Annotated in this window: 25 protein-coding genes and 1 tRNA gene; 15 read left to right on the top strand and 11 right to left on the bottom strand. The window is 45.9% G+C overall.

Annotation, left to right across the window (positions count from 1 at the left end):
• Positions 1-2 precede the first annotated feature (2 nt).
• Together R7Z49_RS20625 and orn are read right to left on the bottom strand one after the other, a co-directional pair.
• Positions 3-75 (bottom strand) — tRNA-Gly (locus tag R7Z49_RS20625).
• Positions 76-231: 156 nt separating this feature from the next.
• The gene (orn, locus tag R7Z49_RS20620) at positions 232-777 is read right to left on the bottom strand and encodes an oligoribonuclease (RefSeq protein WP_017635574.1); all 546 of its coding nucleotides are present in this window, start codon (positions 775-777) and stop codon (positions 232-234) included.
• Between the two features lie 129 nt (positions 778-906).
• Between orn and rsgA the strand changes: the two genes are divergently transcribed.
• From rsgA to R7Z49_RS20600, 4 genes are all read left to right on the top strand, one after another.
• A complete protein-coding gene (gene rsgA / locus R7Z49_RS20615) occupies positions 907-1,971 on the top strand; it encodes a small ribosomal subunit biogenesis GTPase RsgA (RefSeq protein ID WP_005386419.1) in 1,065 nt (354 codons plus the stop codon).
• A gap of 116 nt (positions 1,972-2,087) precedes the next feature.
• The gene (asd, locus tag R7Z49_RS20610) at positions 2,088-2,945 is read left to right on the top strand and encodes an archaetidylserine decarboxylase (protein WP_005381465.1); all 858 of its coding nucleotides are present in this window, start codon (positions 2,088-2,090) and stop codon (positions 2,943-2,945) included.
• Positions 2,946-3,111: 166 nt separating this feature from the next.
• A complete protein-coding gene (locus R7Z49_RS20605; protein WP_017635572.1) occupies positions 3,112-4,527 on the top strand; it encodes an SLC13 family permease in 1,416 nt (471 codons plus the stop codon).
• A gap of 132 nt (positions 4,528-4,659) precedes the next feature.
• Entirely contained in the window at positions 4,660-5,547 is an 888-nt protein-coding gene (locus R7Z49_RS20600) for a DMT family transporter (protein WP_017635571.1), read from the top strand.
• An 82-nt stretch (positions 5,548-5,629) separates the two neighbouring features.
• Here R7Z49_RS20600 and gpmM read toward each other — a convergent pair whose 3' ends face one another.
• Positions 5,630-7,162 carry a 2,3-bisphosphoglycerate-independent phosphoglycerate mutase gene (gene gpmM, locus R7Z49_RS20595; protein WP_005381471.1) on the bottom strand — a complete coding sequence of 511 codons (1,533 nt, stop codon included), beginning with the start codon at positions 7,160-7,162 and terminating at the stop codon, positions 5,630-5,632.
• A gap of 547 nt (positions 7,163-7,709) precedes the next feature.
• Between gpmM and R7Z49_RS20590 the strand changes: the two genes are divergently transcribed.
• From R7Z49_RS20590 to R7Z49_RS20570, 5 genes are all read left to right on the top strand, one after another.
• A complete protein-coding gene (locus tag R7Z49_RS20590) occupies positions 7,710-8,144 on the top strand; it encodes a rhodanese-like domain-containing protein (RefSeq protein ID WP_005381472.1) in 435 nt (144 codons plus the stop codon).
• 225 nt (positions 8,145-8,369) lie between these two features.
• Positions 8,370-8,834, top strand: a complete 465-nt coding sequence (secB, locus tag R7Z49_RS20585; protein ID WP_005386410.1) for a protein-export chaperone SecB — start codon at positions 8,370-8,372, stop codon at positions 8,832-8,834.
• Positions 8,835-9,029: 195 nt separating this feature from the next.
• A complete protein-coding gene (gene gpsA / locus R7Z49_RS20580; RefSeq protein WP_005381474.1) occupies positions 9,030-10,067 on the top strand; it encodes an NAD(P)H-dependent glycerol-3-phosphate dehydrogenase in 1,038 nt (345 codons plus the stop codon).
• 78 nt (positions 10,068-10,145) lie between these two features.
• Complete coding sequence (gene cysE, locus R7Z49_RS20575; RefSeq protein WP_005381475.1) at positions 10,146-10,967, top strand: serine O-acetyltransferase; 822 nt, start codon at positions 10,146-10,148, stop codon at positions 10,965-10,967.
• Between the two features lie 27 nt (positions 10,968-10,994).
• Positions 10,995-12,140, top strand: coding sequence for a murein hydrolase activator EnvC family protein (locus R7Z49_RS20570; RefSeq protein WP_005381476.1), 1,146 nt, complete (start codon positions 10,995-10,997; stop codon positions 12,138-12,140).
• 73 nt (positions 12,141-12,213) lie between these two features.
• Here the strand turns inward: R7Z49_RS20570 and R7Z49_RS20565 are convergent, their stop codons facing one another.
• From R7Z49_RS20565 to epmA, 4 genes are all read right to left on the bottom strand, one after another.
• Positions 12,214-13,170 (bottom strand): DHH family phosphoesterase, encoded by a 957-nt coding sequence (locus R7Z49_RS20565; RefSeq protein ID WP_318111971.1) that lies wholly within the window; start codon positions 13,168-13,170, stop codon positions 12,214-12,216.
• A gap of 144 nt (positions 13,171-13,314) precedes the next feature.
• Complete coding sequence (locus tag R7Z49_RS20560; protein WP_005381480.1) at positions 13,315-13,950, bottom strand: TetR/AcrR family transcriptional regulator; 636 nt, start codon at positions 13,948-13,950, stop codon at positions 13,315-13,317.
• A 21-nt stretch (positions 13,951-13,971) separates the two neighbouring features.
• A complete protein-coding gene (locus tag R7Z49_RS20555; RefSeq protein WP_005381482.1) occupies positions 13,972-14,346 on the bottom strand; it encodes a VanZ family protein in 375 nt (124 codons plus the stop codon).
• A gap of 9 nt (positions 14,347-14,355) precedes the next feature.
• Complete coding sequence (gene epmA / locus R7Z49_RS20550) at positions 14,356-15,327, bottom strand: elongation factor P--(R)-beta-lysine ligase (RefSeq protein WP_149192320.1); 972 nt, start codon at positions 15,325-15,327, stop codon at positions 14,356-14,358.
• A 435-nt stretch (positions 15,328-15,762) separates the two neighbouring features.
• Between epmA and frdA the strand changes: the two genes are divergently transcribed.
• Genes frdA through frdD form a run of 4 tightly spaced genes read left to right on the top strand, consistent with a single transcriptional unit; the run spans position 15,763 to position 19,095 of the window.
• Positions 15,763-17,562 (top strand): fumarate reductase (quinol) flavoprotein subunit, encoded by a 1,800-nt coding sequence (frdA, locus tag R7Z49_RS20545; protein WP_005381487.1) that lies wholly within the window; start codon positions 15,763-15,765, stop codon positions 17,560-17,562.
• A complete protein-coding gene (locus R7Z49_RS20540) occupies positions 17,562-18,320 on the top strand; it encodes a succinate dehydrogenase/fumarate reductase iron-sulfur subunit (protein WP_005381489.1) in 759 nt (252 codons plus the stop codon). Before frdA ends, R7Z49_RS20540 begins: the two co-directional genes overlap by 1 nt.
• 2 nt (positions 18,321-18,322) lie before the next feature.
• Positions 18,323-18,706: a fumarate reductase subunit FrdC gene (frdC, locus tag R7Z49_RS20535; RefSeq protein ID WP_005381491.1), complete on the top strand. Its 384-nt coding sequence runs from the start codon at positions 18,323-18,325 to the stop codon at positions 18,704-18,706.
• Between the two features lie 11 nt (positions 18,707-18,717).
• On the top strand, positions 18,718-19,095 hold the full coding sequence (frdD, locus tag R7Z49_RS20530) for a fumarate reductase subunit FrdD (RefSeq protein WP_005381493.1): 378 nt from the start codon (positions 18,718-18,720) through the stop codon (positions 19,093-19,095).
• A gap of 102 nt (positions 19,096-19,197) precedes the next feature.
• Here frdD and R7Z49_RS20525 read toward each other — a convergent pair whose 3' ends face one another.
• The gene (locus tag R7Z49_RS20525) at positions 19,198-20,601 is read right to left on the bottom strand and encodes an SPFH domain-containing protein (RefSeq protein ID WP_005386397.1); all 1,404 of its coding nucleotides are present in this window, start codon (positions 20,599-20,601) and stop codon (positions 19,198-19,200) included.
• A gap of 267 nt (positions 20,602-20,868) precedes the next feature.
• On the bottom strand, positions 20,869-21,435 hold the full coding sequence (gene efp / locus R7Z49_RS20520; protein WP_005381500.1) for an elongation factor P: 567 nt from the start codon (positions 21,433-21,435) through the stop codon (positions 20,869-20,871).
• Between the two features lie 32 nt (positions 21,436-21,467).
• Here efp and epmB point away from each other — a divergent pair, with 32 nt between their 5' ends.
• Positions 21,468-22,490 carry an EF-P beta-lysylation protein EpmB gene (epmB, locus tag R7Z49_RS20515; RefSeq protein WP_318111970.1) on the top strand — a complete coding sequence of 341 codons (1,023 nt, stop codon included), beginning with the start codon at positions 21,468-21,470 and terminating at the stop codon, positions 22,488-22,490.
• A gap of 95 nt (positions 22,491-22,585) precedes the next feature.
• Positions 22,586-23,083, top strand: a complete 498-nt coding sequence (locus R7Z49_RS20510; RefSeq protein WP_005381504.1) for an MgtC/SapB family protein — start codon at positions 22,586-22,588, stop codon at positions 23,081-23,083.
• Between the two features lie 100 nt (positions 23,084-23,183).
• Here the strand turns inward: R7Z49_RS20510 and R7Z49_RS20505 are convergent, their stop codons facing one another.
• Both R7Z49_RS20505 and groL read right to left on the bottom strand, forming a co-directional pair.
• Positions 23,184-23,747 carry a VC2662 family protein gene (locus R7Z49_RS20505; RefSeq protein WP_005381507.1) on the bottom strand — a complete coding sequence of 188 codons (564 nt, stop codon included), beginning with the start codon at positions 23,745-23,747 and terminating at the stop codon, positions 23,184-23,186.
• A gap of 315 nt (positions 23,748-24,062) precedes the next feature.
• Positions 24,063-25,709, bottom strand: a complete 1,647-nt coding sequence (groL, locus tag R7Z49_RS20500) for a chaperonin GroEL (RefSeq protein ID WP_005381509.1) — start codon at positions 25,707-25,709, stop codon at positions 24,063-24,065.
• Between the last annotated feature and the right edge of the window lie 15 nt (positions 25,710-25,724).

Raw genomic sequence — 25,724 nt, 5'->3', positions numbered from 1 at the left:
GGAGCGACACACGAGGTTCGAACTCGTGACCTCAACCTTGGCAAGGTTGCGCTCTACCAACTGAGCTAGTGTCGCATCAACAACGTTTCCGCTGTTTAGGGCTGCGAATTATAAGAGCATTTTTTTGTGATGCAAGTCCTTCCTTCAAAAAAACTTTATTTTTTTACTGAACGACGAAAAAGCAATCAAAAGCGATATAAATTACAACAATTTGGATCGCAACCTTAACAGTTAAATCTTGAAAATAGTACCTCGATAGTACTTAAGTTCTGCGATGGACTCACGAATGTCGTCCAAGGCCAAATGTGTTCCCTGTTTTGTGAACCCATTTAGCACCTCAGGTTGCCAGCGACGTGCTAGTTCTTTAAGAGTACTAACGTCAACATATCGGTAATGGAAGAACTCTTCCAACTCAGGCATATGCTTGTATAAAAAGCGGCGATCCTGCCCAATGCTGTTACCACATATTGGCGACGCCCCTTTTGGCACCCATTTTTCTAAAAATTCAATGGTTTGTGCGACTGCGTCTTGTTCTGAGATTTGACTGTTTCGAACGCGCTCCACCAAACCGCTTGCCGTATGCGTATTAGTACACCAGTCGTCCATTTTCGCCAGTTCTTCTTCCGGCTGATGAATCGCTAACACTGGACCTTCAGCCAAAATATTTAGTTCGCTATCCGTGACAATAGAAGCAATTTCGATGATTTTGTGCGTTTCAGGATCAAGCCCTGTCATCTCTAAATCAACCCAAATTAGGTTTTGATCGCTAAAGGACATGGTTACGCCGCCTATTTGTTTATCGATAAAAGAGGTACTATACCTCAAAATACGAGAAACACGATACTCATACACGGAGCCAGGAGTACGGCTCAACCATTTGAGTAAATTCACATAAAGTACAGAATTGTGGCAAAGAAGAAAAAGTTAACCAAAGGTCAGGTGCGACGCGTACGTAGCAACCAACAAAAGCGTTTGAAGAAGCAAGAAGATTCCATCCAGTGGGATGAAAACATGCTAGGCGCCAGCAAGCAAGGTCTCGTGATCACTCGTTTTGGTCAGCACGCGGACATTGAAGACCTTGAAACAGGCGAAATTCAACGCTGTAACCTCCGCCGTGGTATTGAGTCTCTAGTATCTGGCGATCGTGTTTTATGGCGCGAAGGATTGGAGTCTATGGCGGGCATCTCTGGTGTTGTTGAAGCGGTAGAACCTCGCTCTTCAGTGCTCACTCGTCCAGATTATTACGATGGTCTAAAACCCGTTGCAGCCAATATTGATCAAATGGTCATTGTCTCTTCGGTATTACCAGAGCTATCGCTAAATATTATTGACCGCTATCTCGTTGCATCAGAAACACTGAATATTGCGCCATTGTTGGTCTTAAATAAGGTCGACCTTCTAGAAGCCGATGACCGTGCAATGTATGAAGAATGGCTCAAAGAATATGAACGTATTGGCTATAAAGTGCTTCTGGTCAGCAAGAAGTCTGGAGAAGGCATTGCTGAACTAGAAACCCTACTGCGTGATCGAATTAATATCTTTGTTGGTCAATCAGGCGTAGGGAAATCCAGCTTAGTCAATGCGTTAATGCCGGAACTAGAGAGCGAAGTGGAAGAAGGCGAAGTCTCTGAGAACTCTGGCTTGGGCCAACACACCACGACGGCTGCACGTTTATACCACATTCCAACGGGTGGCGATTTGATCGACTCACCTGGAGTACGTGAATTTGGTCTTTGGCATTTGGAAGCAGAAGAAGTAACAAAAGCATTCGTTGAATTTCGACCATATTTAGGCGGTTGCAAGTTCCGAGATTGTAAACACAATGATGACCCAGGCTGCCTTCTACGCGAAGCTGTCGAGAACGGGGAAATTAACGAAACTCGCTTTGAAAACTATCATCGCATTTTGGAAAGCATGGTTGAAAACAAAGCAAATCGTCAGTATTCACGTAATAAAAAAGCCGATCTGTAATTGAGTTAAGGCTGTAACTGTGTAAAAAGTCTTCACCTAATACTGACAAGCAAATTAAATTTCAGTAACATCACGCGCCCTAAAGCGCGAATCTAACAGAAGTATCGGAATTAAAGATGGACAAGTTTAAAGTTGGACTGCAGTACTGGATCCCACAACACGGCCTCACTCGCCTAATGGGTAAACTGGCTTCAGCAAAAGCTGGCGGTCTAACAACAGCAGTTATTCGTTGGTTTATCAAACAATACAATGTGAATATGGATGAGGCAAAGCACTCAGATCCTAAGCATTTTAAAACGTTCAACGAGTTTTTCGTTCGTGAGCTAAAAGAAGGCGCACGCCCAATTTCTGAAGGCGAAAACGTCATCACTCATCCAGCCGACGCTTGTGTTAGCCAGTTTGGCCCTATTGAAGATGGTCAACTTATCCAAGCAAAAGGTCATCACTTCTCAGCACAAGAATTGCTGGGCGGTGACGCGAATTTAGCGGACGAATTTAAAGATGGTTCTTTTGCCACATTGTATCTATCTCCGCGCGATTACCACCGTGTACACATGCCATGTGACGGCACTCTGCGCCAAATGATTTACGTACCAGGTGACCTGTTCTCAGTAAACCCTCTGACAGCAGAAAACGTACCGAACCTATTTGCTCGTAACGAGCGTGTGGTGTGTATCTTCGATACTGAGTTTGGTCCAATGGCACAGGTGCTTGTTGGTGCGACAATTGTTGGTAGCATTGAGCAAGTATGGGCTGGCACTATCACTCCGCCTCGTGGAAACACTGTCTACAAATGGGATTACCCAGCAGAGGGTGACAAGGCCGTGATCTTGAAAAAAGGCGAAGAGATGGGCCGCTTCAAACTGGGTTCTACTGTTATTAACCTGTTTGCCAAAGACGCGATTGAGTTTGACGCAAGCATGGAAAACGGTAAGCCAACCGTTATGGGCACACCTTACGCCTTGAAAAAATAAGTAAAACACCGTTAAAGAGCCCTTTATTAAGGGCTCTTTTTATTGATAAAAAGCAAAACTCCGTTCGAAATTTAGCCTCTATTTCTCAAACTCATACCTGCCTCTAAGACCCTCATTCCACAATCAATTATCCTGCGCTTAGAATGAATATTTAGAGGGGCAGCCAATGCCAAAGATGAGTGTAAACACGTTGGCGAAATTGCTGGTGTGCTTTTTAATTCCGCTCGGTGTTTTGATGATGCCGATTGATGCTATTCCTATTGACGATCTCACTTTAATTCAGCATCGCCTGTTGGCTATTTTTCTTCTTGCTGCCCTACTTTGGGTTCTCGAGCCGGTTCCCGTTTTTGCTACGTCCATTCTTATTATCGCTCTTGAACTGATCATGATATCGGATAAAGGTTTGCATCTATTTCGCAATCCACCAGCGGGGCATGATTTAGGAGAGTTAATTGCTTACACCGATATTTTCTCGGCCTTCTCTTCACCGATCATTATTCTTTTTATGGGTGGTTTTGCTCTTGCGATTGCGGCTTCCAAATACGAGCTCGACAACAACCTCGCCCGAGTTCTATTAAAACCATTCGGCACCCAACCTAAGTTCATCATGCTGGGCTTGATGTTAATTACCGCCGTTTTTTCAATGTTTATGTCCAATACTGCCACGACCGTGATGATGCTAGCCCTGCTTGGCCCCATCGTCGCTTCAGCACCTAAAGGGGATTTAGGCATTAAAGCACTGGTGTTGTGTATTCCAATTGCCGCGAATACAGGCGGCATTGCGACTCCGATAGGCACGCCACCTAATGCGATAGCGCTTCAATATCTCACTGGAGAAAACGCGATAGACTTCCTATCGTGGATGACAATGGGTCTACCCTTTGTGTTGGTACAACTCACTGTAGCTTGGTTCTTGTTGCAAAAGCTGTTTCCGTCTAGCGAACCAGAAATGAAACTAAAGCTAGATGGTACATTCAAAAGGAGCTGGCGTGCGATCGTCGTCTACATCACTTTTGCACTAACCATTGTGCTTTGGATGACAACGAAAGTGCATGGCATGAATACATACGTTGTCGCGATTATCCCACTAGCAGTGTTCACGTTAACGGGCATTATGGGAAAAGAAGAGCTCAAGCTGATTAACTGGGATGTTTTATGGCTGGTTGCCGGTGGTATAGCAATTGGTATTGCCTTAGACAAAACGGGCTTAGCCGAAGCATTAGCGCACGCCATTGATTACAGCCTGCTATCACCATTTGCCGTTGTTTTAGCCCTGTCAGTAGTGTGTTGGTTAATGGCGAACTTTATGTCTAATACCGCAACAGCAAACTTATTGATGCCTATTGCTGCCGCTATTGGTACATCAATGCCAAGCCTTATTGCGGTTGGTGGCCTACAAGGTTTACTGGTTGTCGTCGCCTTCTCCGCATCACTTGGCATGATCTTACCGGTTTCCACACCACCAAACTCTTTGGCTTATTCAACAGGCCTCATCGAGAGCAAAGACATGGCGAAAGTGGGGCTGATTCTTGGTTTGATTGGTCTATTTATCGTGTATGGCGCAGTTCTGGTGCTGTTTTAATCGATAAGCTCCGTGACAGAGCTTGTTGTCATGGAGCTGTTCGCCAACTATTGCCCTTGCAGAGCCGCTTTTACATCCATTAAATTTCGTGCATATTAAGACTCCTCTACTCTACAAGGACGTCGACACATCATGGGTTACGAATGGCTTGCTTTATGCGCCGCTTTTCTGTGGGCAGTTTCTAGCCTAATTTCGGTCATTCCTGCACAACACCTAGGCGCATTTTCTTACAGCCGCTGGCGTATGGGCTGCACAGCCGTGATCTTATCAACAATGGCCTGGATAACTGGCGGCTGGTTAACGGTTTCTTGGGAACATGTAACGCCAATGATGGCCTCAGGACTGATTGGTATTTTTATTGGTGATACCGCTCTATTCGCGTGTTTGAATCGTATGGGGCCAAGACAGGCCGGGTTACTATTCTCTTGCCACGCCGTGTTCTCTGCCATCTTGGGCTACTTCTTATTTAGCGAAGTCATGACCACAATAGAACTACTGGGCGCATCATTGGTATTTAGCGGCGTGGTGATGGCGATATTCTTTGGCCGAAGAGGTCAAGTGAATAACGTCTTGGAAGACATTAAAGGTAACATCTGGGTGGGTATTGGACTTGGCTTAACCGCAGCAATGTGCCAAGCATTGGGCGGCATCATCGCCAAGCCAGTAATGCAAACCAGTATTGACCCAGTTGCGGCTTCTGCTATTCGAATGATCAGTGCCTTTTTCGCCCACAGCATGTTGTTAATTCTAGGGGTCAAAGTCGCTCGCTCGACGCAACACATTACTTGGCGCGTATTTGGTATTACTGCACTTAATGGTTTCTTGGCGATGGCCGTCGGCATGACGCTAATCTTATACGCACTGCAAGAAGGAAATGTAGGTATGGTTGCACTGCTATCTTCAACCACGCCAATTATGTTGCTACCACTGCTCTGGATTTACACGAAACGCCGACCAAACCGATTTGCATGGTTGGGCGCAGCCCTAGCTGTGATTGGTGCGGGCATATTGGTTCAGTAACCTTACAGACCAGCCCTTACTGCCAGATACAAAAAAGCCCGAGTTTAAACTCGGGCTTTTGTCATTCGGAGCCGTTAGTTAATCATTTAACTAGTACTTCACCCGTCATTTCTGCTGGGATTTCTAGACCAGCTAGAGAAAGCATGGTTGGTGCAAGGTCAGACAGTTTACCGCCTTCTTTGAATTCAACCGCTTTGTCACCTACATAGATTAGAGGTACTGGTAGGTTAGTGTGAGCAGTGTGGATGCCGCCAGTTTCAGGGTCGATCATCATTTCTGCGTTACCGTGGTCCGCAGTGATCAATAGTTGACCGCCAACTTCTTTGATTGCTTCAACCACTTTACCCACACTTTCATCTAGAGCTTCGATTGCTTTCTCAGCCGCTTCATAAACGCCAGTGTGACCAACCATATCTGCGTTCGGGTAGTTACAGATGATGGTATCGAACTTACCTGACTTGATAGCCGCAACCATCTTATCTGTTAGTTCTGGAGAGCTCATTTCAGGCTGCATGTCGTACGTTGCAACTTTTGGAGAAGCAACCAATTGACGCTCTTCGCCTTCAAATTCGTTCTCAACACCACCGTTGAAGAAGAAAGTCACGTGTGCGTATTTCTCTGTTTCAGAGATACGTAGCTGAGTTTGACCTTGTTTAGATAGCCACTCACCGTAAGTGTTTTCTAGAGACGCAGGTGGGAATGCGATAGCTAGAGGGATATCAGCCGCGTATTGAGTCAGCATCACAAAGTTGATTGCTGGGAATACTGCACGCTCAAAGCCGTCAAATGCAGGAACGAATGCACGAGTGATTTGACGTGCACGGTCAGCACGGTAGTTCATGAAGATAACCGCATCACCATCTTGCATGATTGCGTCTTCTTGACCTTCTGCTTTGATAGCTGTTGCTTTAACGAATTCGTCGTTTTCTTCACGAGCGTAAGCCGCTTCTAGACCTGCAACTGCCGTTTCTGCTGTGAACTCAGCTTTAGCTTGAGTTAGAAGATCGTAAGCAACTTGGACGCGATCCCAATTGTTGTCACGGTCCATTGCGTAGTAACGACCTACTAGAGAAGCAACGCGGCCTTTACCTAGTTTCGCAAATAGGTCTTGGAAACGTTGTAGTGAGTTTTCAGCACTACGTGGTGGTGTGTCACGGCCGTCTAGGAAGCAGTGTAGGTAGATTTTCTCTGCGCCACGAGCCGCTGCCATTTCAACTGCAGCGTAAATGTGGTCTTCGTGAGAGTGAACACCGCCTGGAGACATCAGGCCCATGATGTGTACTGCTTTTTCAGCTTTCACAGCAGAGTCGATTGCTTCAACTAGCGCAGGCGTTTGTTCGAACTCACCATCCGCAATTGATTTAGTTATACGAGTCAGGTCTTGGTATACAACGCGGCCTGCACCAATGTTAGTGTGACCAACTTCAGAGTTACCCATTTGACCATCAGGAAGGCCAACATCCATGCCTGAAGCAGAGATTAATGTGTGTGGGTTATTCGCAATCAGAGCATCCATTACTGGTGTTTTCGCATTCGCAATTGCGTTACTTGCTGTGTCTTCACGGTAACCGTAACCGTCAAGGATAACTAGAGCCAGTGGCTTCTTAGCTGACATAGTGATGACCTCATCAAATTTAAGTAACTTTTGGCGTAGGGCCTCGCTGCCCTATCTAACCTTGAAACAAAACTAGCGTAATTTTACTACACTTTTTAACCAAAACTGTAGGTTAAGATCAAATAATGTTTGCGATTTATTGTTGCTATCTTACAAGTTAAGCGAACAACGAGTCAGTGCCGACAATCGTGTTCCACAAGCATAGTCATTTCTAATACGCTTTGTACACCCCAGTCTAAGTTCGGTTTTCTTACGCTTCTCATTCTTATTTTTGCACTTGAAACAGCGCTAATTTAAAGCAACATCAAACAAGATGGGTTAATACCTATTGTTCTCTTTTCTCAGTAAAACAGAAGTCACTTAAACCGATAAGTCCAATAGGCAAAAGCAATCAAGCTACCAGAGCAAAATGTACGGATAGTAAGGGCATAAAGGGTTTATAGAGATCTCAATTATTCGTTAGAAAATTTTAACCCTCTCGCCTAAGAGCCGTAACCTCGCTATACTCCTGCTTTATTTTTCCGCCAACAGCGTAAGAGCTCAAGACATGCAAGAGTACATTGAATTTTTCCAACAGAACATGATTCTATCTTTGGTTTGGGTAGGTCTTCTTGTCGCCTTTATCATGAACATCGTGAAGTCAGCGACAGCCGCATACAAAGAAATCAACGTAAACCAACTGACTCATCTTATGAACCGTGAAAACGGCGTTGTAGTGGATATCCGTACCAAGGACGAGTTCAAAAAAGGTCATATCACCGACTCACTTCACATTTTACCGTCAGACATCAAAGCGGGTAACTTGGGTAGCCTTGAAAACCACAAATCAGACCCAATCATTGTGGTATGCAAGACAGGACAGACCGCTCAAGAAAGCGCAAACCTATTAGTAAAAGCTGGCTTCGAAAAAGTGAGCCTACTAAAAAATGGTTTGATTGCGTGGAACGAAGCGAACCTGCCGTTAGTTCGCGGTAAAAAGTAGGAACGTGGCAAGAACGAAAGTTCGCGTTTAAACGCGCTTTTACCAAGCCTCGCGGACAAAAAACTGAGCAAATTGAAAGCAGTTGGAGCACTAAGTTGTGACGCTTTGCACGTAATACACGCTTCATCTAGTCAAGGTAGATTGGCTCAGTTAGTCTCAGGACATACCAGTTTTCTGAGCTTAGACGTTTCTAGGCTCAACAAATATTGATTTAAGGATTAAAAAATGGCTGAAGCAGCACCTCAAGACGCACAACAAAACTTCGCAATTCAACGCATCTTCCTAAAAGACGTTTCTTTTGAAGCGCCGAACTCTCCAGTAATTTTCCAGAAAGAGTGGAACCCAGACGTTAAACTAGACCTAGACACTCAAAGCCGTGAGCTTGGTGAAGGCGTTTACGAAGTTGTTCTACGCCTAACCGTTACTGTGAAGAACGAAGAAGAGACTGCGTTCCTATGTGAAGTTCAACAAGGTGGTATCTTCACTGCTGAACAAATGGAAGCTGGTCAACTTGCACATTGCCTAGGCGCATTCTGCCCGAACATCCTATTCCCATACGCTCGTGAAACTATCTCAAGCCTAGTCGTTAAAGGTACGTTCCCTCAACTGAACCTAGCGCCAGTAAACTTTGACGCGCTATTCATGAACTACCTACAACAGCAAGCTCAACAAGGCGAAGCTGAAGCGTAATTCACGTTTTGTAAGTGACGAATAGCCACAGTGCTGACGTCACCGACTCAAATAAAATGCACAGAGCGTCTACCATCCGATGCAATGTGCATTTTTTATTTCTGACAAAAGTTCCTAGTTCCTAATCGCCAGAAGGCGTAAAATTTGACGATTAGGAACTAGATTCTACTAGTAGCAAGACAATTAGGCGGTAGCATGACACAAGCAAATACAAACAATGCTTACGGTAAAGACATCGCAATGACTGTGATTGGCGCAGGCTCATACGGCACCTCTTTGGCAATCTCACTCGCTCGTAACGGCGCGAACGTTGTCCTTTGGGGACACGAGCCAGAGCACATGGCTCGCCTAGAAGCAGACCGAGCTAACCATGCCTTCTTACCAGGTGTTGATTTCCCTGAAAGCTTGATCATTGAATCGGATTTAGAAAAAGCCGTTCAAGCAAGCCGAGATTTGTTGGTTGTGGTTCCAAGCCATGTCTTTGGCATCGTGCTAAACAGCTGTAAACCATTCTTGCGCGAAGACTCTCGCATCTGTTGGGCAACCAAAGGGCTTGAACCTGAAACGGGGCGCCTACTGAAAGACGTTGCTTATGACATTATCGGTGAAAACTACTCACTAGCAGTATTGTCTGGCCCAACGTTTGCGAAAGAGCTCGCAATGGGTATGCCGACTGCAATTTCAGTTGCGTCTCCAGATTCTGAATTTGTTGCGGATCTACAAGAAAAAATCCACTGTAGCAAAACCTTCCGCGTATATGCCAATAGTGACTTTATTGGTATGCAATTGGGCGGCGCTGTGAAAAACGTTATTGCGATTGGTGCGGGTATGTCTGATGGTATTGGTTTTGGCGCCAACGCCCGTACTGCATTAATTACTCGTGGCTTGGCTGAAATGAGTCGCCTTGGTGCTGCGCTGGGTGCACAGCCAGAAACCTTTATGGGCATGGCAGGTTTAGGCGATCTTGTCCTGACATGTACCGATAACCAATCACGTAACCGACGCTTTGGCTTGGCATTAGGCCAAGGTAAAGACGTTGATACGGCTCAAGAAGAAATTGGTCAAGTGGTTGAGGGTTACCGCAATACAAAAGAAGTATGGCTACTTTCTCAACGTATGGGTGTTGAGATGCCGATAGTTGATCAAATTTATCAAGTATTGTATCAAGGAAAAGATGCGCGCTTAGCAGCGCAAGATTTACTTGCTCGTGACAAAAAAGCCGAAGGAAAGTAGCAATCTACCGCCCTTTGCAGCTCATCTGAGAAAAATTGAAGTTGTCGGGTCACGGAAGAACCACTCTGGATATTGAGAATGAAACACTGCGAAAAACAAAAAGTCTGGAACAAAATTGTCTCAGAAGCCCGTGAAATGTCAGAACAAGAGCCTATGCTGGCGAGCTTCTATCATGCCACCATTATCAAGCATGAAAGTTTGTGTGCCGCTCTGAGTTATATTCTGGCTAATAAATTGAACACCGCTTCCATGCCAGCGATGGCTGTACGTGAAGTGGTTGAAGAAGCCTTTGCAGCTGATCCAACCATCACTGACGGCGCGGCTTGTGATATTTGTGCCACGGTCAATCGCGACCCTGCTGTTTCAATGTACTCAATGCCATTGCTGTACCTAAAAGGCTATCACGCACTGCAAGGCTACCGAGTAGCAAACTGGCTATGGAAGCAAGGTCGTCACGCTCTTGCGACTTACCTACAAAATCAGATTTCGGTAGCATGTCAGGTCGATATCCACCCTGCAGCGCGCATTGGTAGTGGCATCATGCTCGACCATGCAACAGGCATCGTGATTGGTGAAACTGCCGTGGTCGAAAACGACGTGTCTATACTGCAAGATGTCACCCTTGGTGGTACTGGTAAAGAATGCGGTGATCGTCACCCGAAAATTCGCGAGGGTGTGATGATCGGAGCTGGTGCAAAGATTCTTGGCAATATCGAAGTCGGTGAAGGCGCGAAAATCGGATCTTGCTCTGTGGTATTGCAAGCCGTGCCTCCTCACACAACGGTGGCTGGCGTGCCTGCAAAAATCGTCGGACGTCCAAAAACGGACAAACCCTCTCTCGATATGGATCAAGGCTTTAACGGCAAGTCGCAAAGCTTTATCCATGGAGATGGTATTTAATCGTCAACAAACCTTTTTGACAACAACGTGGTAGGTAACTCTCAAGTGCGAAAACAAAATCACCCTGTTCTACGCTCGGCTATTTTATTAACTTGTGCTTTATCTGCCACTTATCCCATTACCTCCTCTGCTGTGAGTCAGCAAGAGCTCAAAGGCGTATCCAGTGAGATAAGCCGTCAGCGCAAATCGCTCTCTTCCCAAGAAAAGCAGCTCAATGAGTTACAGAAATCACTAAAAGATCAAGAGCTTGGTATTTCTAAGCTTGAGCGTGAAATACGACAAACCAAGTCTAACCTCGCACAAGCAGACAAAAACATAGAAAACCTGGAAGAGAAAATTGCCTTGCAAGAAGCACAGCGTCAAGAGCAAGAAGAAGAACTCAAACAGCTGCTGCAAACGTATTACGTAACCGAGCGAGCGAAGGCCAATGGTCACTTGTTAAATCAAGGTGTGGAAGAAGACCGCATGAGCCAATACTTCCAGCATTTAGCTAAAGCACGTGCTGAAGTGATTGATGCGATCACCAAAATAACCCAAGAATTAGCGCACAACAAAAACCAGCTCGAGCTAGAAAAAGAGCAAATCGAGACTCTGCTCAAGCAGCAATCCGAAAAACGTACAGCGCTAGCGAGTACACAATCCAAGCGTAAGCAAACCCTGAATAAAATTCAGAGCAGTATCAAGAATGACAAACGCTACTTAGCCGAGCTGCAACGCAACGAAACCCGTTTAAAAGCAGAGATCGCCAAAGCAGCGAAGCGTAATGCGGTGCCAATGGACGGACTCGGCAAACAGCGCGGTAAGTTGCCTTGGCCACTCAAAGGCAGTGTGTTACACAACTTTGGTACGCGACAAACCGGGCAGGTAAACTGGAAGGGCATGGTGCTGTCTGCCAACTATGGTCAACAAGTGAAAGCCGTTTATCCCGGAACTGTCGTATTTGCGGAGTATCTGCGCGGATACGGTTTAGTGGTATTGCTCGACCACGGCAAAGGTGACATGACCCTCTATGGTTACAACCAAGCCTTAACTAAAAAAGAAGGCGACCGAGTCACCGCCGGCGAAGTGATTGCTCTCGCGGGTGATACGGGCGGTCAAGACAGGCCATCGCTGTACTTCGAAATTCGTCGTAATAGTGAAGCGCAGAATCCGAAATCTTGGTTAAAGCGCTGATTATCTGACTTATTGACTTGTCATAAAAAAGGAGCCACTCGGCTCCTTTGTTGTATTCATGTTTTGGAAAATGCTATGCGTAGTAGGTTTCTACCGCATCAATAAAAGCATTCACATCATCTTTGCTTAACGCGTTGATTCCTGCCGCCGCCTCTCGCCCCCCACCTGTCGGGAACTGACCACACACGGCCACGGCACCTTGTTTATTGTTTAACGGGGCACGAAGTGAAACCGTATAAGTCCCATCTGCATTTTCAGTAAGTACCGCATGCGCAGAGTCAGGGTTTTGGTTTGCCAGCGAGTTGCCATAAACACCACTGATTCGGCGTGATGCCGCCGTGTTTGGTAACTCAAACAACTTCAGCTTACCACTCTCATGCATGGCAGGCACTGCGAGAGCCGCCTCCATGTCTTGTTGGTAAGCCGATTGCAATTGGTAGTATGGCGAGGCCTTATCTTCAATAGCTTCAAATGGCGACGTGTACTTCAGCAAAGCTCGGTACAGCTCCGCAGGATGAAAGTGTAAATCTTCGACCTTCGATCCGTAGCCGTTGTAGTTAATTAAAGTACCCAGCTCTTTTAGCTGCTCTTTCTGTTGCTGCGACAAGCCCGCGTTATTCGCTAACTCATCGGCTTTAGCAATCATGTTATCGCCATAAGCCGCCGTAATCGCCCAGTCATAAAAACGCCCATCAAGCAACTTATCGACAATCAACGCCGTGCACATGTTGGCATCGAGATCGATGTGCACATCCAAATTACCATGCTGAGGAATGTCACCCGCTTTGTGATGGTCGGCGTAAAAGACGTGAGCGCCTTGAGCCAAAGCTTGCTCTAGACCTGCCATGTTCTTTTCCATCGAAATGTCTAACACAGTCAGCTCATCACCCGCTTGCACGTCTACTTTTTCCACCAGCTTGATGTCGCGCTTTACACCAGTTATTAACTGGGCATCGACAGGATCAGCCAAACGTAATTGCAGAAGAGCAATGATGCCATCAGCATCACCATTAAAAATGTCGTAATTCATGGGGCGATAGTTCCTTTATCGAGAATCTTATCCCTGCAAGGGTTTTTAGCGTATGGGACTATTGTGCGTGGCATATTTGACAAGTCAACTCGAGCCGCGACTCGAAAATGAGAGTGACTCTCGAAATATTAAGCAGTTTGACGTTTAACTGTGTAGATTGCTAACCGCATCTTCTAATAACAGTAGCTGCTCTAAGCCCTGTTCAGTTGCTAATGGCTTAACGACATTAAGCATCTGCAACATCCCTTGCTTCACCATTTGCTCGGTAATGTTGGTTTTTGAAGCCATCGCGGATTGATACGCCAACCAACTACACGCAATCAAGTGCAATGTACATACCAATGACTTCAACTGTTGTTGATCGACATTCAACAGCTTCATCGTTACGAACTCTTGCATAATAGCAATGAGGTTCGCTTGCAGCTTCTCTTGCACATCGATGTACTGTTCGTGTAGCTGTTCATCTCGTGACAAGATTTCTGGTAAGTTTGCGTAGAAAAAGCGGTATTTCCACATCAAGGTAAAAATAGAGTCTAGGTAGCTCTTCAGCATAGTCAGGCTCTCTTGCGAACCTTGAATAGGGGTAAATCTTTCTAAAAGTTCTGCTGAATAAAGCGCAAAGATCTCACGAACGATTTCTTGCTTATTGCGGAAGTGGTAATACAGATTACCAGGGCTAATTTCGATGTGATCGGCAATGTGATTGGTGGTGATGTTTCGCTCACCATGTTGGTTGAACAACTCCAGTGCCGCGTAGACGATTTTGTCGCGCGTTTTCATTGTTATCGTGTTCCCTCTTCATTAACGAATCGAGTATAGCGACTTCACCAACCTAGGTCGATAGAGGCTCCAAATACGGTAACATAACAGACCAGTTAAGATGCCAGTTGAGTTGGCGACAAGGTCTAACCAAGAAGTTTGTCGCCCTACATACCCTTGCAACCACTCAATAACGGCGCTGAATAGCAAAATACCAATCGCCACCGCCCAACGTTGACGCCAACGCCACACGCAAAAGCAACCTAAAAACGCAAAGCCGCTATACGCCATAGCGTGCTGCATTTTGTCGAGATACGCAATATTGCCCCAGTCTTGCAGTTCACCTGAACTCAGAGATAAAAAAGCGATCAATATGGCGTAGCTAAAGATGACGAAACGTGCAGCCGTCAGGTTCATTGGACGTCCTTATGCAATTGGAAATGGAAAGGCCGTCACTTGATCAATGTGGTCACAGCCTAGCGCCAGCATGATCAAACGATCGATACCCAACGCGACCCCTGCACAATCTGGCAACCCTGCTTCCAGTGCAGAGATCAGATGATAATCGATCGGCTGTGGTTTTAAACCCATTTCGATACGCTTTGCGTTATCTTGTTCAAAGCGCGCTAATTGCTCTTTCGGGTTATCCAGTTCATGAAATCCGTTCGCCAGCTCTATCCCCTTAAAATACACTTCAAAACGATCCGCGACGCGATGATCTTGAGGATTGATTTTCGCAAGCGCCGCCTGTGATGCAGGGAAGTCGTACACAAAAGCCGGCACGTCCTGACCAATTTTGTTTTCTACTCCCACGCTAAATAGTAGTTGCAGCAGCGTATCGCGATCTTCTTCTGGCTCAGCAATGTCACTCAAACCCAGCTTGCTTGCCGCCGCTTTCAGCTCAGTCATCGAGCCTTCCAGTGGACACACACCCAACACATCAATGAAGGCTTGCTTATACGTCATGCGCTGCGCTGCGCCACACTTCAATACCAGCTGCAACAGGTCATCCATTTCATCCATCAATTTATGATGGTCAAAGCCAACGCGATACCACTCCAACATCGTGAATTCAGGGTTGTGGTAGCGACCATTCTCTTCATTACGAAATGCTTTGTTGATTTGATAAATACAACCGCTACCCGCAGCCAAAAGGCGCTTCATATGGAATTCTGGGCTGGTCATAAAAAACAGCTTACTGCCATCGGCATAGCCTGGGCCAACAAACTCGGTTTGGAAAGTATGCAAATGGATGTCAGTCACGGTTGCGTGACTCATGGCTGGCGTATCGACTTCCATCACCTGTCGGTCAGCGAAGAATTGTCGAATCGACGCGACTAACGTCGCACGTTGACGAAGTTGGTCAATGGAAGCAGTAGGTTGCCAGTTGGTTTGCATAACAAATCTCTCAAACTTTAATTCAGCGAGGAAAGTCTCATTCTACATGCTTTTTACTCTTCAAGAAGAGAGGAATATCCCTTCTTCTTTTTACTAATGAGCTCGCCAATTTGAGGCAAGCATTACTCGTGCCGCAGAACAAAAAACACTCAGTTAAAATCCTATTATCCATGCGGTTAATGTCACGCAACACAGGCTTAACATCCCTAATGTTAATGCTTGAGGGCCAAAACCTCGATGCCGTGATAGCAGTCACATAACCTATAAATTCTATGCCCTTAAGTGCATTACCGAAGCAAAAACCCAATTACATCAATTTTTCTGCCATGTGGCTCATCTACACTAACCCTACTACTTTTGGGGAGTTCTTTTTAAAGAGCGCCTCGTAATGACAATAACAAGCGGATTTCCGCAATCACACACTGGAGGATAACTGTGCAAATTATCACCACAGATATCGCAGTCATCGGCGCAGGCGGCGCTGGTCTTCGTACTGCTATTGCAGCGGCTGAAGCAAACCCAGACTTAGAAGTCGCTCTGATTTCTAAAGTTTATCCAATGCGCTCCCACACGGTCGCTGCAGAGGGTGGCTCAGCAGCAGTTATCAAGGATGAAGATAGCTTAGACAACCACTTCAACGACACTGTTGGCGGTGGTGACTGGCTATGTGAACAGGATGTTGTTGAATACTTTGTAGAGAACGCGACTCGCGAAATGATCCAAATGGAGCAATGGGGTTGCCCATGGAGTCGTAAAGAGAACGGTGAAGTCAACGTACGCCGCTTTGGTGGTATGAAGGTTGAACGTACTTGGTTCGCTGCAGACAAAACTGGCTTCCACATGCTTCATACGCTATTCCAGACATCAATGAAGTACAGCAACATCAAACGTTTTGATGAGTACTTTGTGGTGGATCTGCTTGTTGATGAAGGCGAAGTTCAAGGTCTGATTGCTATTCACATGTCTGAAGGCGAGCTTGTTACTATCAAAGCAAAATCTGTTGTTCTAGCAACAGGTGGCGCGGGCCGTGTTTACCACTGTAACACCAACGGCGGTATCGTAACGGGCGATGGTATGGCAATGGCTTACCGTCACGGCGTTCCTCTACGTGATATGGAATTCGTTCAATACCACCCAACCGGTCTTCCAGGCACAGGTATCCTGATGACGGAAGGTTGTCGTGGTGAAGGCGGTATCATCGTAAACAAGAATGGCTACCGTTACCTACAAGATTACGGCATGGGCCCTGAAACTCCAGTTGGCCAACCGAAGAACAAATACATGGAACTGGGTCCTCGTGACAAAGTTTCTCAAGCTTTCTGGCACGAACAACAGAAAGGCAACACCATCAAACACCCACTGGGTGACGTGGTGCACCTAGACCTTCGCCACCTTGGTGAAGAGTACCTACAAGAGCGTCTACCGTTCATCTGTGAGCTAGCAAAAGCTTACGTAAACGTGGACCCTGCAAAAGAGCCAATTCCAATTCGTCCAACCGTTCACTACACCATGGGTGGTATTGAAACGGACGGCGGATGTGAAACTCGCATTAAAGGCCTATTCGCGGTGGGTGAATGTGCGTCTGTTGGTCTTCACGGTGCAAACCGTTTAGGGTCTAACTCACTGGCTGAGTTCGTGGTATTTGGCCGCGTAGCGGGTGAAAACGCAGTGAAACGCGCAGCAGAATTCAAAGGTTGGAACGACGCGGCAATTGACGCGCAAGTCAAAGCCGTTGAAGAGCGCATCGCGAAACTGATGAACCAAGAAGGCGACGAAAACTGGGCAGAAATACGCACAGAAATGGGCCACACCATGGAAGCGGGCTGTGGTATATACCGCCAAGAAGATTTGATGCAAGCGACTATCGACAAAATCACTGAGTTGAAAGAACGCTACAAACGCATCAGCATCAAAGACAAAGGTAAAGTGTTCAACACAGACCTTCTATACGCAATCGAAGTGGGTTACGGCCTAGAAGTCGCAGAAGCGATGGTTCACTCTGCGATTCTACGTAAAGAATCTCGCGGTGCGCACCAACGTCTAGACGACGGTTGTACAGAACGTGATGACGTGAACTTCCTAAAACACTCACTTGCTTTCTACAAGCCAGAGTCAGCACCAAGTATCGATTACAGCAATGTGACCATCACTAAGTCACAACCAAAAGCTCGTCTATACGGTGAAGCAGCAGAAAAAGCCGCGGCTGAAGAGAAGAACGCAGAGGAGCAAGCATAATGTCAGCAAATCGCATTCAAAAAGTAGACATCCTGCGTTACGACCCAGAAAAAGATGCAGAACCATACAAGCAAACATTCGAAGTCCCATTCGATGAAACCATGTCTGTACTTGACGCACTTGGTTACATCAAAGACCACCTAGACAAAGATCTGTCTTACCGTTGGTCTTGCCGTATGGCGATCTGTGGTTCTTGCGGCATCATGGTGAACAACGTACCGAAACTTGCTTGTAAGAGCTTCCTACGTGACTACCCAGACGGTGTGACTATCGAGCCTCTAGCGAACTTCCCAATCGAGAAAGACTTGATTGTTGATATGACGCCATTCATCGAGCGCCTAGAAGCAATCAAACCATACATCATTGGTAACGATCGTAAACCAGAAGACGGTACGAACTTGCAAACGCCAGAACAGATGGCGAAATACAAGCAGTTCGCTGGCTGTATCAACTGTGGTCTGTGCTATGCAGCATGTCCTCAGTTTGGTCTTAACCCAGAGTTCATCGGTCCTGCTGCACTAACGCTAGCCCACCGCTACAACCTAGACAGCCGTGACAACGGTAAAGATGAGCGCATGAAGCTTATCAACGGTGAAAACGGTGCTTGGGGTTGTACGTTTGTTGGTTACTGTTCTGAAGTTTGTCCGAAGAACGTTGACCCAGCAGCGGCAGTAAACCAAGGCAAAGTGGAGTCTTCTATGGACTTCGTGATTGCTATGTTGAAACCTGATGGTTCACCAAAGAAAGTGGAGGCATAAGGATGAGCAATCGTAAACCTTACGTTCGTGAAGTAAAACGCACTTGGTGGAAGAACCATCCTTTCTACCGCTTCTACATGCTACGTGAAGCGACGGTGCTTCCGTTAATCCTATTCACTCTGTTCCTAACTTTCGGTTTAGGTTGCTTGGTGAAAGGTCCTGAAGCATGGCAAGGTTGGTTAGCGTTCATGGCGAACCCAATCGTAGTCGCAATCAACATCGTTGCACTACTCGGTAGCCTATTCCACGCTCAAACTTTCTTCAGCATGATGCCACAAGTAATGCCAATTCGTTTGAAAGGCAAACCCGTGGACAAGAAGATCATCGTATTGACTCAGTGGGCCGCGGTTGCGTTCATCTCACTGATCGTTCTCATCGTGGTGTAAGGAGCTGAGCAATGAAACCGAATTATAGTGTAAACACATCACCAAAACGTTCTGATGAGCCAATCTGGTGGGGTCTGTTTGGCGCAGGTGGTACTTGGTTCGCGATGATCACGCCAATCACTGTTCTTGTGCTAGGTATCTTGGTCCCACTAGGCGTGATTGATGCAGAAGCGATGAGCTACGAGCGTGTCTCTGCATTCGCAACCAGCATCATCGGTGCGCTATTCATCATTGGCACGCTAGCATTGCCAATGTGGCATGCAATGCACCGTGTACACCACGGCATGCACGACCTTAAGTTCCACACTGGTGTGATTGGTAAAATTGCATGCTATGCATTTGCAGGCCTCATCACTGCACTAGCAGTTATCTTTATCTTCATGATTTAAGAGACTAACCAAAAAAAGAAAAAGCTGGCTAAATGCCAGCTTTTTATTGCTTTGGGTTACCTATGATCTTTTTGCTTTTTAAGCTTTTGACCACCCATGATCTTATTGCTGTGCGACCTTCTTTGTCTGGTCCATAAGACCCAGAGCACCAAAGCCAGTAATCACATCTAGGTTTGTTTTCAAGCCCGTTTCGTCACTTCCACCAATGTAATTTTGTGGCATCTGAACTTGGAAGTTTTGCAAATTGTTGTACAGCGAGTTCGCTACGTCTCGATTCAATTCTGCCAAGTAAACTTCACGGTTTGCTCCTAACGCCGCATACTTACCTTTTAGGACTTCAGATTCTGCGCGACCTTTCGCTAATATCGCTTTCGCTTCAAACTCAGCAGAAAGTGCGTTCGCTTTTTGAATCGCTAAGTTAGCCTCTGCGATAGCTAGCTCTTTCTCCTTCTCGACCTCAGCAAGTCGTTTGGTTTTTTCCACTTCAACGATTTCACGCTCTGCAATCTGACGCGCCACTTCCACTTCTTTTTGTTGAGCAATAATTGCGAGTTCTTTACCACGCTGGGCGTCTTGCACCTCACGTGTTCGTTGAATCTCTTTGCGTAACTGCTCGGTCTCTGCCTGTGCTTTCGACGTTTCTTGTTCCTGAATCGCGCGAATACGATCCGCCACTAAACGCTTTTTATCTGCCAATAGCTGATCTAATTGCTTTTCTGGCTGCGGGTCACCAATGGTCACCTGCGTCACTTGAATACCGTATTGTTGTAACGGATTGTCTTGACGAATCGGTTGCCCGGTTTTGTCTACGACAGGTACGGTTTTCCAAACCAGTTGATTGGTGCGCTGTAATTGGTTCGGATTAGCTTGATTCGCCCCAACAGGCGCAAGATCCAACTCTTCCACTTCAACCTGACGTCGCTCTGTTAGATAAATCCCCTCTCGTAACTGATCGCCAAGTTTCGATTTGAACTGGTTCAAACCACCTTGGAAAAACTCTTCACCCGTGTATTGGGTTGCGGTAATCACCGTTACGTTACGTGCGTTCTTTACAAGCAGCGCATCGATCAAGTTACTGTTGTTGCGGAACTCTTTATGCATCTTCTTCACCGCTTCAGGGTCATTACTGAGCTTAAAGCGGAATGTTACGGGGATCTGACCAATATAGGTGTCGGCAAATCGAACCTGAATCGCATCAAGACGTTGATAAAAATCTTCGCCCTTGCTGTTACCGAATGACACGGTGATCACTTGGTCATACTTGGTGATTTTGGACAGAAATGGCATACGAAAATGAATGCCAGGTTCAGTAAACACATCCAACTCACCAGTAATATTATTCTGATGCACGTAGCTGTAACCCGCATCGGTCATCAGCACCGAGCTATTAATCGTTAAGCCTATTGCCAACAGCGGTACGCCAAATACGGCTGCTTTTAATCCTTTATGTAGTAACTGACGTCTTTCTTCCACCTTTAAACCCCTTCCTAAACCTCTGCTTTCCATTTTGTTCTCCTTTTTTGGATTGTTACTGAGTTAAATCGATAAAAATCAGATTGCTATGCAACTCAGCAACAAGTACTAATGTATCAAAATGTTACATTAAGGAATAATCGACAGATTCATGGAATAAATAAGATTTTTACGAATAATACAAAATCATCAAAAATTTGCGGAGGATATCGATGTTTTACGCAGAGGGATTAAAAGAGAAGAATCACAGGCAATAAAAAAGGCCGCCGAAGCGACCTTTCTAACAATCATATAAAGTGCTTACTTCACACGACCTACGTATTCAGCAGTACGAGTATCTACGCGAATCACTTCACCAATTGAGATGAACAGAGGAACACGAACAACAGCGCCAGTTGATAGCGTCGCTGGTTTACCGCCAGTACCTTGAGTATCACCTTTCAGGCCTGGGTCTGTGTCTACAACTTCTAGCTCAACGAAGTTTGGTGGAGTAACAGTAATTGGGTTACCGTTCCAAAGAGTGATCATACAAGTGTTGTTTTCTACCAACCACTTAGCGTTTTCACCTACCGCTTTTGCATCCGCTGCGATCTGTTCAAACGTTTCACTGTTCATAAAGTGGTAGAATTCGCCGTCTGAATATAGATAATCTAGGTCGATATCCATTACGTCTGCCACTTCACAAGTGTCACCAGACTTGAATGTTTTCTCTAGCACTTTACCAGAAAGAAGTTTACGAATTTTAACACGGTTGAACGCTTGGCCTTTACCTGGTTTAACGTATTCGTTTTCCAGAATTACACAAGGCTCGTTATCAAGCATTAACTTAAGACCGCCTTTAAATTCATTGGTGCTAACTGTAGCCATTTTTTCCTCTTACATTCTTAGAGCTAAATTCAATGCCGCACATAATAACCCGAAAAGTCGAATCTGTTGAGCAAAACTGGCTCAAACAGTTGGCGAATGGGATCTCTGATCCTGCAAAATTGCTCGAAATACTGGAAATTGATCCTTCACCGTGGCAAGACGGGTTTGCCGCGCGCAAGCTGTTTGCACAGCGTGTACCGCAAAGTTTTGTCGATAGGATGGAGAAAGGCAACCCTAAAGACCCTCTTTTACGTCAGGTTTTACCACTGAGCGACGAATTTGAGGTGCATCCGGGTTACTCCAATGATCCATTGGAAGAGCAGGACAATGAAGTCCCTGGCCTGCTACACAAGTATCGCAACCGCGCCCTGATGATTGTCAAAGGTGGCTGCGCGGTAAATTGCCGTTACTGCTTTCGTCGTCACTTCCCTTATCAAGAGAACAAAAGCGGGAAACAAGCCTGGACCAAGTGCTTAGAGTACATGGCACAACAACCAGAGTTGAACGAAGTCATCTTCTCAGGTGGTGATCCATTAATGGCAAAAGACGATGAGATTCATTGGCTTTTAGAGCACATTGCTCACATTCCTCACATCAAACGTCTGCGTATTCATAGCCGTTTACCTGTGGTGATTCCAGCTCGAGTCACTGATGAACTATGCCAACTTCTGCAAGCATCAAGGTTACAAATCATCCTCGTCACTCACATCAACCATGCCAACGAAATCAATGACGAATTTGCTGAACAGATGTTCAATCTCAAAAGAGCGGGCGTTACGCTTCTAAACCAAGGCGTTCTGCTGAAAGGCGTGAATGATTCGGTAGAAGCTCAAGTGGCGTTAAGTGAGGCCTTATTTGACGCGGGTATCTTGCCTTATTACCTCCACGTTCTTGATAAGGTGCAAGGCGCAGCGCACTACTTTATTTCGGACGAAGAAGCGAAAGCTATTATGCGCGGACTCATCACGCGTGTATCGGGTTATCTGGTACCAAAACTCACACGAGAAGTTGGTGGCAGGCCAAGTAAAACGCCGTTGGATTTGCATTTAGAATAAGCTCTGACACTCAATTAAATTTGTCGTCTAGATTGATTATTTTTGTTCGCTTTGCACGGTAAGTCTATGCATACTCCGCACTTTTGGAGGTCAAGATGCATACAGCATTCGAACAAATTTTCGATCTTGGCCCATTCAGTTGGCCTGCCCTACTATGCTGCGCCATTAATGGGCTCATGATCGGTATAGAGCGCCAAACTCGTGGTAAACCGGTTGGCATTCGCACAGCAATATTAATTATTTCAGGCACCTACCTGTTTATGTCGATGGCAGTGTCGTTATCGCCAAATACTCTTGATCAAGCACGAGTGCTTGGTCAGATCATTACTGGCGTCGGCTTCTTAGGCGCTGGCGTTATGATGACACTTGATGGAAAAATCCATGGCGTAACATCCGCGGCTGTAATATGGGTGCTAGCAGGTTTAGGTTTGATGATAGGTTTGGGTTATTTAACGCAGTCGGTGGTTATTACTCTCCTGACACTAACCGTGTTGTTAGGTGTGGATAAAGCAGAAAACCACATCAAAGCATTACGCCGCGGTGTTCATCAAAGAATTCAACAACGCAAAACTTCATCACGATTAATTAAATAGTTAACGCTCCGAGAAACTCGCTTCATCTCATCAGTAATTAAAGAGCCCTCGACGAACATCGAGGGCTTTCTGTATATAAAGATTCTGACTTTCTCAGGGATTACTTAGCAAAGTTGATGAGTGGGAAACACTTGAAGAAACCGTTATCCGCACAGTTCAAAAGACCAATTTGCACACCATCGATTTGATCGGTCATGTTGAAGAAACCAAACTGGAAATTAGACTTCTTAGAGATACTCGCTAAGCCCACATCCGCCATGGTGTAGCCTTCAGAATAGTTCACCGCGCTCCAGTTCAAGCCTTTTACGTTGTTCGTAATGTTAACAGCACCCAAGTTAACACCCGTCGTCTGACCTTGGTTCCAGTTAACTAAGCCTAAAGACGCGCCTTTCATTTCTTGATTTACTTTTGCTGCACCAAAAAACAGACCGAAGTTCACACCTGTCGTACGATCCGTTTCTGACATACCAAGCAGTGAAAAGTCGACACCTTTAACCTCATTTACCTGCCCATGCAACACAGCTAAACGAACGCCACCTACTGAAGAATTAGAGGGTGCGTTTGTGTTATCGATAGTAGAGAACATCACAGGTGTACTGTCGGCAAAAGCAACAGGTGATGCGATAGCGGCTGCAACCGCCAATGACGTCATAAGCTTTTTCATTTTCATCTCCATGATGGGAAGCAACAATTTACAACATAGTGTAATGTTCAGATTTTGCTCTGTCCCCGTTCAAAAAGTGTTAGCAATAGGTCAGATTTAACCATCTGACTCAAAAGAAAAAATATTTCTCTTCGATTTTTTGCTTCTGAAATGGCGCTTTTTACGCTCAAAAATCTCATGATAAGCCACTCCAGAACGTCATGTTTCTCAGGTGACACGCATAAAAAAAGTCGAGGCATCTGCCTCGACTTTTAAAGGTTTGGTCGGTTATCTTTCCGCTATAAGGGCTCCCTTAGAGCGATGAGATAAGCTGGCTTACATCATGCCGCCCATACCGCCCATGCCACCCATGCCGCCCATGTCAGGCATCGCTGGCGCGTCTTTTTGCGGTAGATCAGTAACCATCGCTTCAGTAGTGATCATCAGACCTGCAACCGATGCTGCGAATTGTAGTGCAGAACGAGTAACTTTAGTTGGATCTAGGATACCCATTTCTAGCATGTCGCCGTATTCGCCTGTTGCCGCGTTGTAGCCGTAGCTACCTTCACCCGCTTTCACGTTGTTCGCAACAACTGAGTCTTCCTCACCTGCGTTCTTCGTGATTTGACGGATTGGCGCTTCCATTGCACGTAGTGCAACGCGGATACCAACGTTTTGTTCTTCGTTGTCACCCGTTAGGTGAGCAATCTTAGATGCCGCGCGGATAAGTGCAACACCACCACCAGCAACAACACCTTCTTCAACCGCTGCGCGAGTTGCGGCTAGCGCATCTTCTACACGGTCTTTCTTCTCTTTCATTTCAACTTCAGTCGCAGCACCAACTTTGATTACTGCAACACCGCCAGCCAGTTTAGCTACGCGCTCTTGTAGTTTCTCTTTGTCGTAGTCTGAAGTTGCGTCTTCGATTTGTTGACGAATCTGAGCAACACGGCCAGAGATCATCTCTTCTTCACCGATACCATCGATGATAGTCGTGTTTTCTTTCGTGATAGAAACACGCTTCGCTTGACCTAGATCTTCTAGTGCAACTTTTTCTAGCTCTAGACCGATCTCTTCAGAAATCACAGTACCGCCAGTTAGGATAGCGATGTCTTGTAGCATTGCTTTACGGCGGTCACCGAAACCAGGTGCTTTCACAGCTGCAACTTTTACGATGCCACGCATGTTGTTCACAACCAATGTTGCTAGCGCTTCGCCTTCTACATCTTCTGCAATGATAAGCAGTGGACGAGATGCTTTCGCGACAGCTTCTAGCGTTGGAAGAAGCTCACGAATGTTTGAGATCTTCTTATCAACAAGAAGAATGAATGGGTTTTCTAGATCAACACTGCCTGATTCTTGGTTGTTGATGAAGTAAGGAGACAGGTAACCGCGGTCGAACTGCATACCTTCTACTACGTCTAACTCGTCTTGTAGCGCCTGACCTTCTTCAACCGTGATAACGCCATCACGACCCACACGCTCCATTGCTTCTGCAATGATATTACCTACGCTTGCGTCTGAGTTTGCAGAGATAGTACCAACCTGCGCGATCGCTTTTGTGTCGTTACATTCAACAGAAAGCTCTTTTAGTTGCTCAACTGCCGCAGCAACAGCTTTGTCGATACCACGCTTAAGATCCATTGGGTTCATGCCCGCTGCGACTGCTTTTAGACCTTCGTTAACGATAGATTGTGCTAGTACCGTTGCTGTTGTTGTACCGTCACCCGCTGCGTCGTTTGCTTTAGACGCAACTTCTTTAACCATTTGTGCGCCCATGTTCTGGAATTTATCTTCCAGCTCGATTTCACGCGCTACTGATACACCATCTTTAGTGATAGTCGGTGCACCAAAAGATTTGTCTAGAACGACATTACGTCCTTTAGGACCCAGTGTTACTTTTACTGCATCAGCCAGAACGTTTACACCTTCCAGCATTTTAACTCGTGCGTCATTACCAAATTTAACGTCTTTAGCAGCCATCTTTGATTTCCTTTC

The organism is Vibrio sp. 1562, from assembly GCF_033340155.1.
Lineage (GTDB): Bacteria > Pseudomonadota > Gammaproteobacteria > Enterobacterales > Vibrionaceae > Vibrio > Vibrio alginolyticus.
This window is presented reverse-complemented; position numbering and strand designations above follow the sequence as displayed.

What these genes read in the sequence shown, in the direction of transcription:
- R7Z49_RS20525 (WP_005386397.1), bottom strand. Translation starts at nt 20,601, where the DNA reads ATGGAAAGCAGAGGTTTAGGAAGGGGTTTAAAGGTGGAAGAAAGACGT.
- R7Z49_RS20590 (WP_005381472.1), top strand. Translation starts at nt 7,710, where the DNA reads ATGCAAGAGTACATTGAATTTTTCCAACAGAACATGATTCTATCTTTG.
- frdC (WP_005381491.1), top strand. Translation starts at nt 18,323, where the DNA reads ATGAGCAATCGTAAACCTTACGTTCGTGAAGTAAAACGCACTTGGTGG.
- R7Z49_RS20605 (WP_017635572.1), top strand. Translation starts at nt 3,112, where the DNA reads ATGCCAAAGATGAGTGTAAACACGTTGGCGAAATTGCTGGTGTGCTTT.
- R7Z49_RS20560 (WP_005381480.1), bottom strand. Translation starts at nt 13,950, where the DNA reads ATGAAAACGCGCGACAAAATCGTCTACGCGGCACTGGAGTTGTTCAAC.
- asd (WP_005381465.1), top strand. Translation starts at nt 2,088, where the DNA reads ATGGACAAGTTTAAAGTTGGACTGCAGTACTGGATCCCACAACACGGC.
- R7Z49_RS20540 (WP_005381489.1), top strand. Translation starts at nt 17,562, where the DNA reads ATGTCAGCAAATCGCATTCAAAAAGTAGACATCCTGCGTTACGACCCA.
- frdD (WP_005381493.1), top strand. Translation starts at nt 18,718, where the DNA reads ATGAAACCGAATTATAGTGTAAACACATCACCAAAACGTTCTGATGAG.
- R7Z49_RS20510 (WP_005381504.1), top strand. Translation starts at nt 22,586, where the DNA reads ATGCATACAGCATTCGAACAAATTTTCGATCTTGGCCCATTCAGTTGG.
- efp (WP_005381500.1), bottom strand. Translation starts at nt 21,435, where the DNA reads ATGGCTACAGTTAGCACCAATGAATTTAAAGGCGGTCTTAAGTTAATG.
- orn (WP_017635574.1), bottom strand. Translation starts at nt 777, where the DNA reads ATGTCCTTTAGCGATCAAAACCTAATTTGGGTTGATTTAGAGATGACA.
- gpsA (WP_005381474.1), top strand. Translation starts at nt 9,030, where the DNA reads ATGACACAAGCAAATACAAACAATGCTTACGGTAAAGACATCGCAATG.
- cysE (WP_005381475.1), top strand. Translation starts at nt 10,146, where the DNA reads ATGAAACACTGCGAAAAACAAAAAGTCTGGAACAAAATTGTCTCAGAA.
- groL (WP_005381509.1), bottom strand. Translation starts at nt 25,709, where the DNA reads ATGGCTGCTAAAGACGTTAAATTTGGTAATGACGCACGAGTTAAAATG.
- secB (WP_005386410.1), top strand. Translation starts at nt 8,370, where the DNA reads ATGGCTGAAGCAGCACCTCAAGACGCACAACAAAACTTCGCAATTCAA.
- R7Z49_RS20505 (WP_005381507.1), bottom strand. Translation starts at nt 23,747, where the DNA reads ATGAAAAAGCTTATGACGTCATTGGCGGTTGCAGCCGCTATCGCATCA.
- R7Z49_RS20565 (WP_318111971.1), bottom strand. Translation starts at nt 13,170, where the DNA reads ATGAATTACGACATTTTTAATGGTGATGCTGATGGCATCATTGCTCTT.
- epmB (WP_318111970.1), top strand. Translation starts at nt 21,468, where the DNA reads ATGCCGCACATAATAACCCGAAAAGTCGAATCTGTTGAGCAAAACTGG.
- R7Z49_RS20600 (WP_017635571.1), top strand. Translation starts at nt 4,660, where the DNA reads ATGGGTTACGAATGGCTTGCTTTATGCGCCGCTTTTCTGTGGGCAGTT.
- epmA (WP_149192320.1), bottom strand. Translation starts at nt 15,327, where the DNA reads ATGCAAACCAACTGGCAACCTACTGCTTCCATTGACCAACTTCGTCAA.
- gpmM (WP_005381471.1), bottom strand. Translation starts at nt 7,162, where the DNA reads ATGTCAGCTAAGAAGCCACTGGCTCTAGTTATCCTTGACGGTTACGGT.
- R7Z49_RS20555 (WP_005381482.1), bottom strand. Translation starts at nt 14,346, where the DNA reads ATGAACCTGACGGCTGCACGTTTCGTCATCTTTAGCTACGCCATATTG.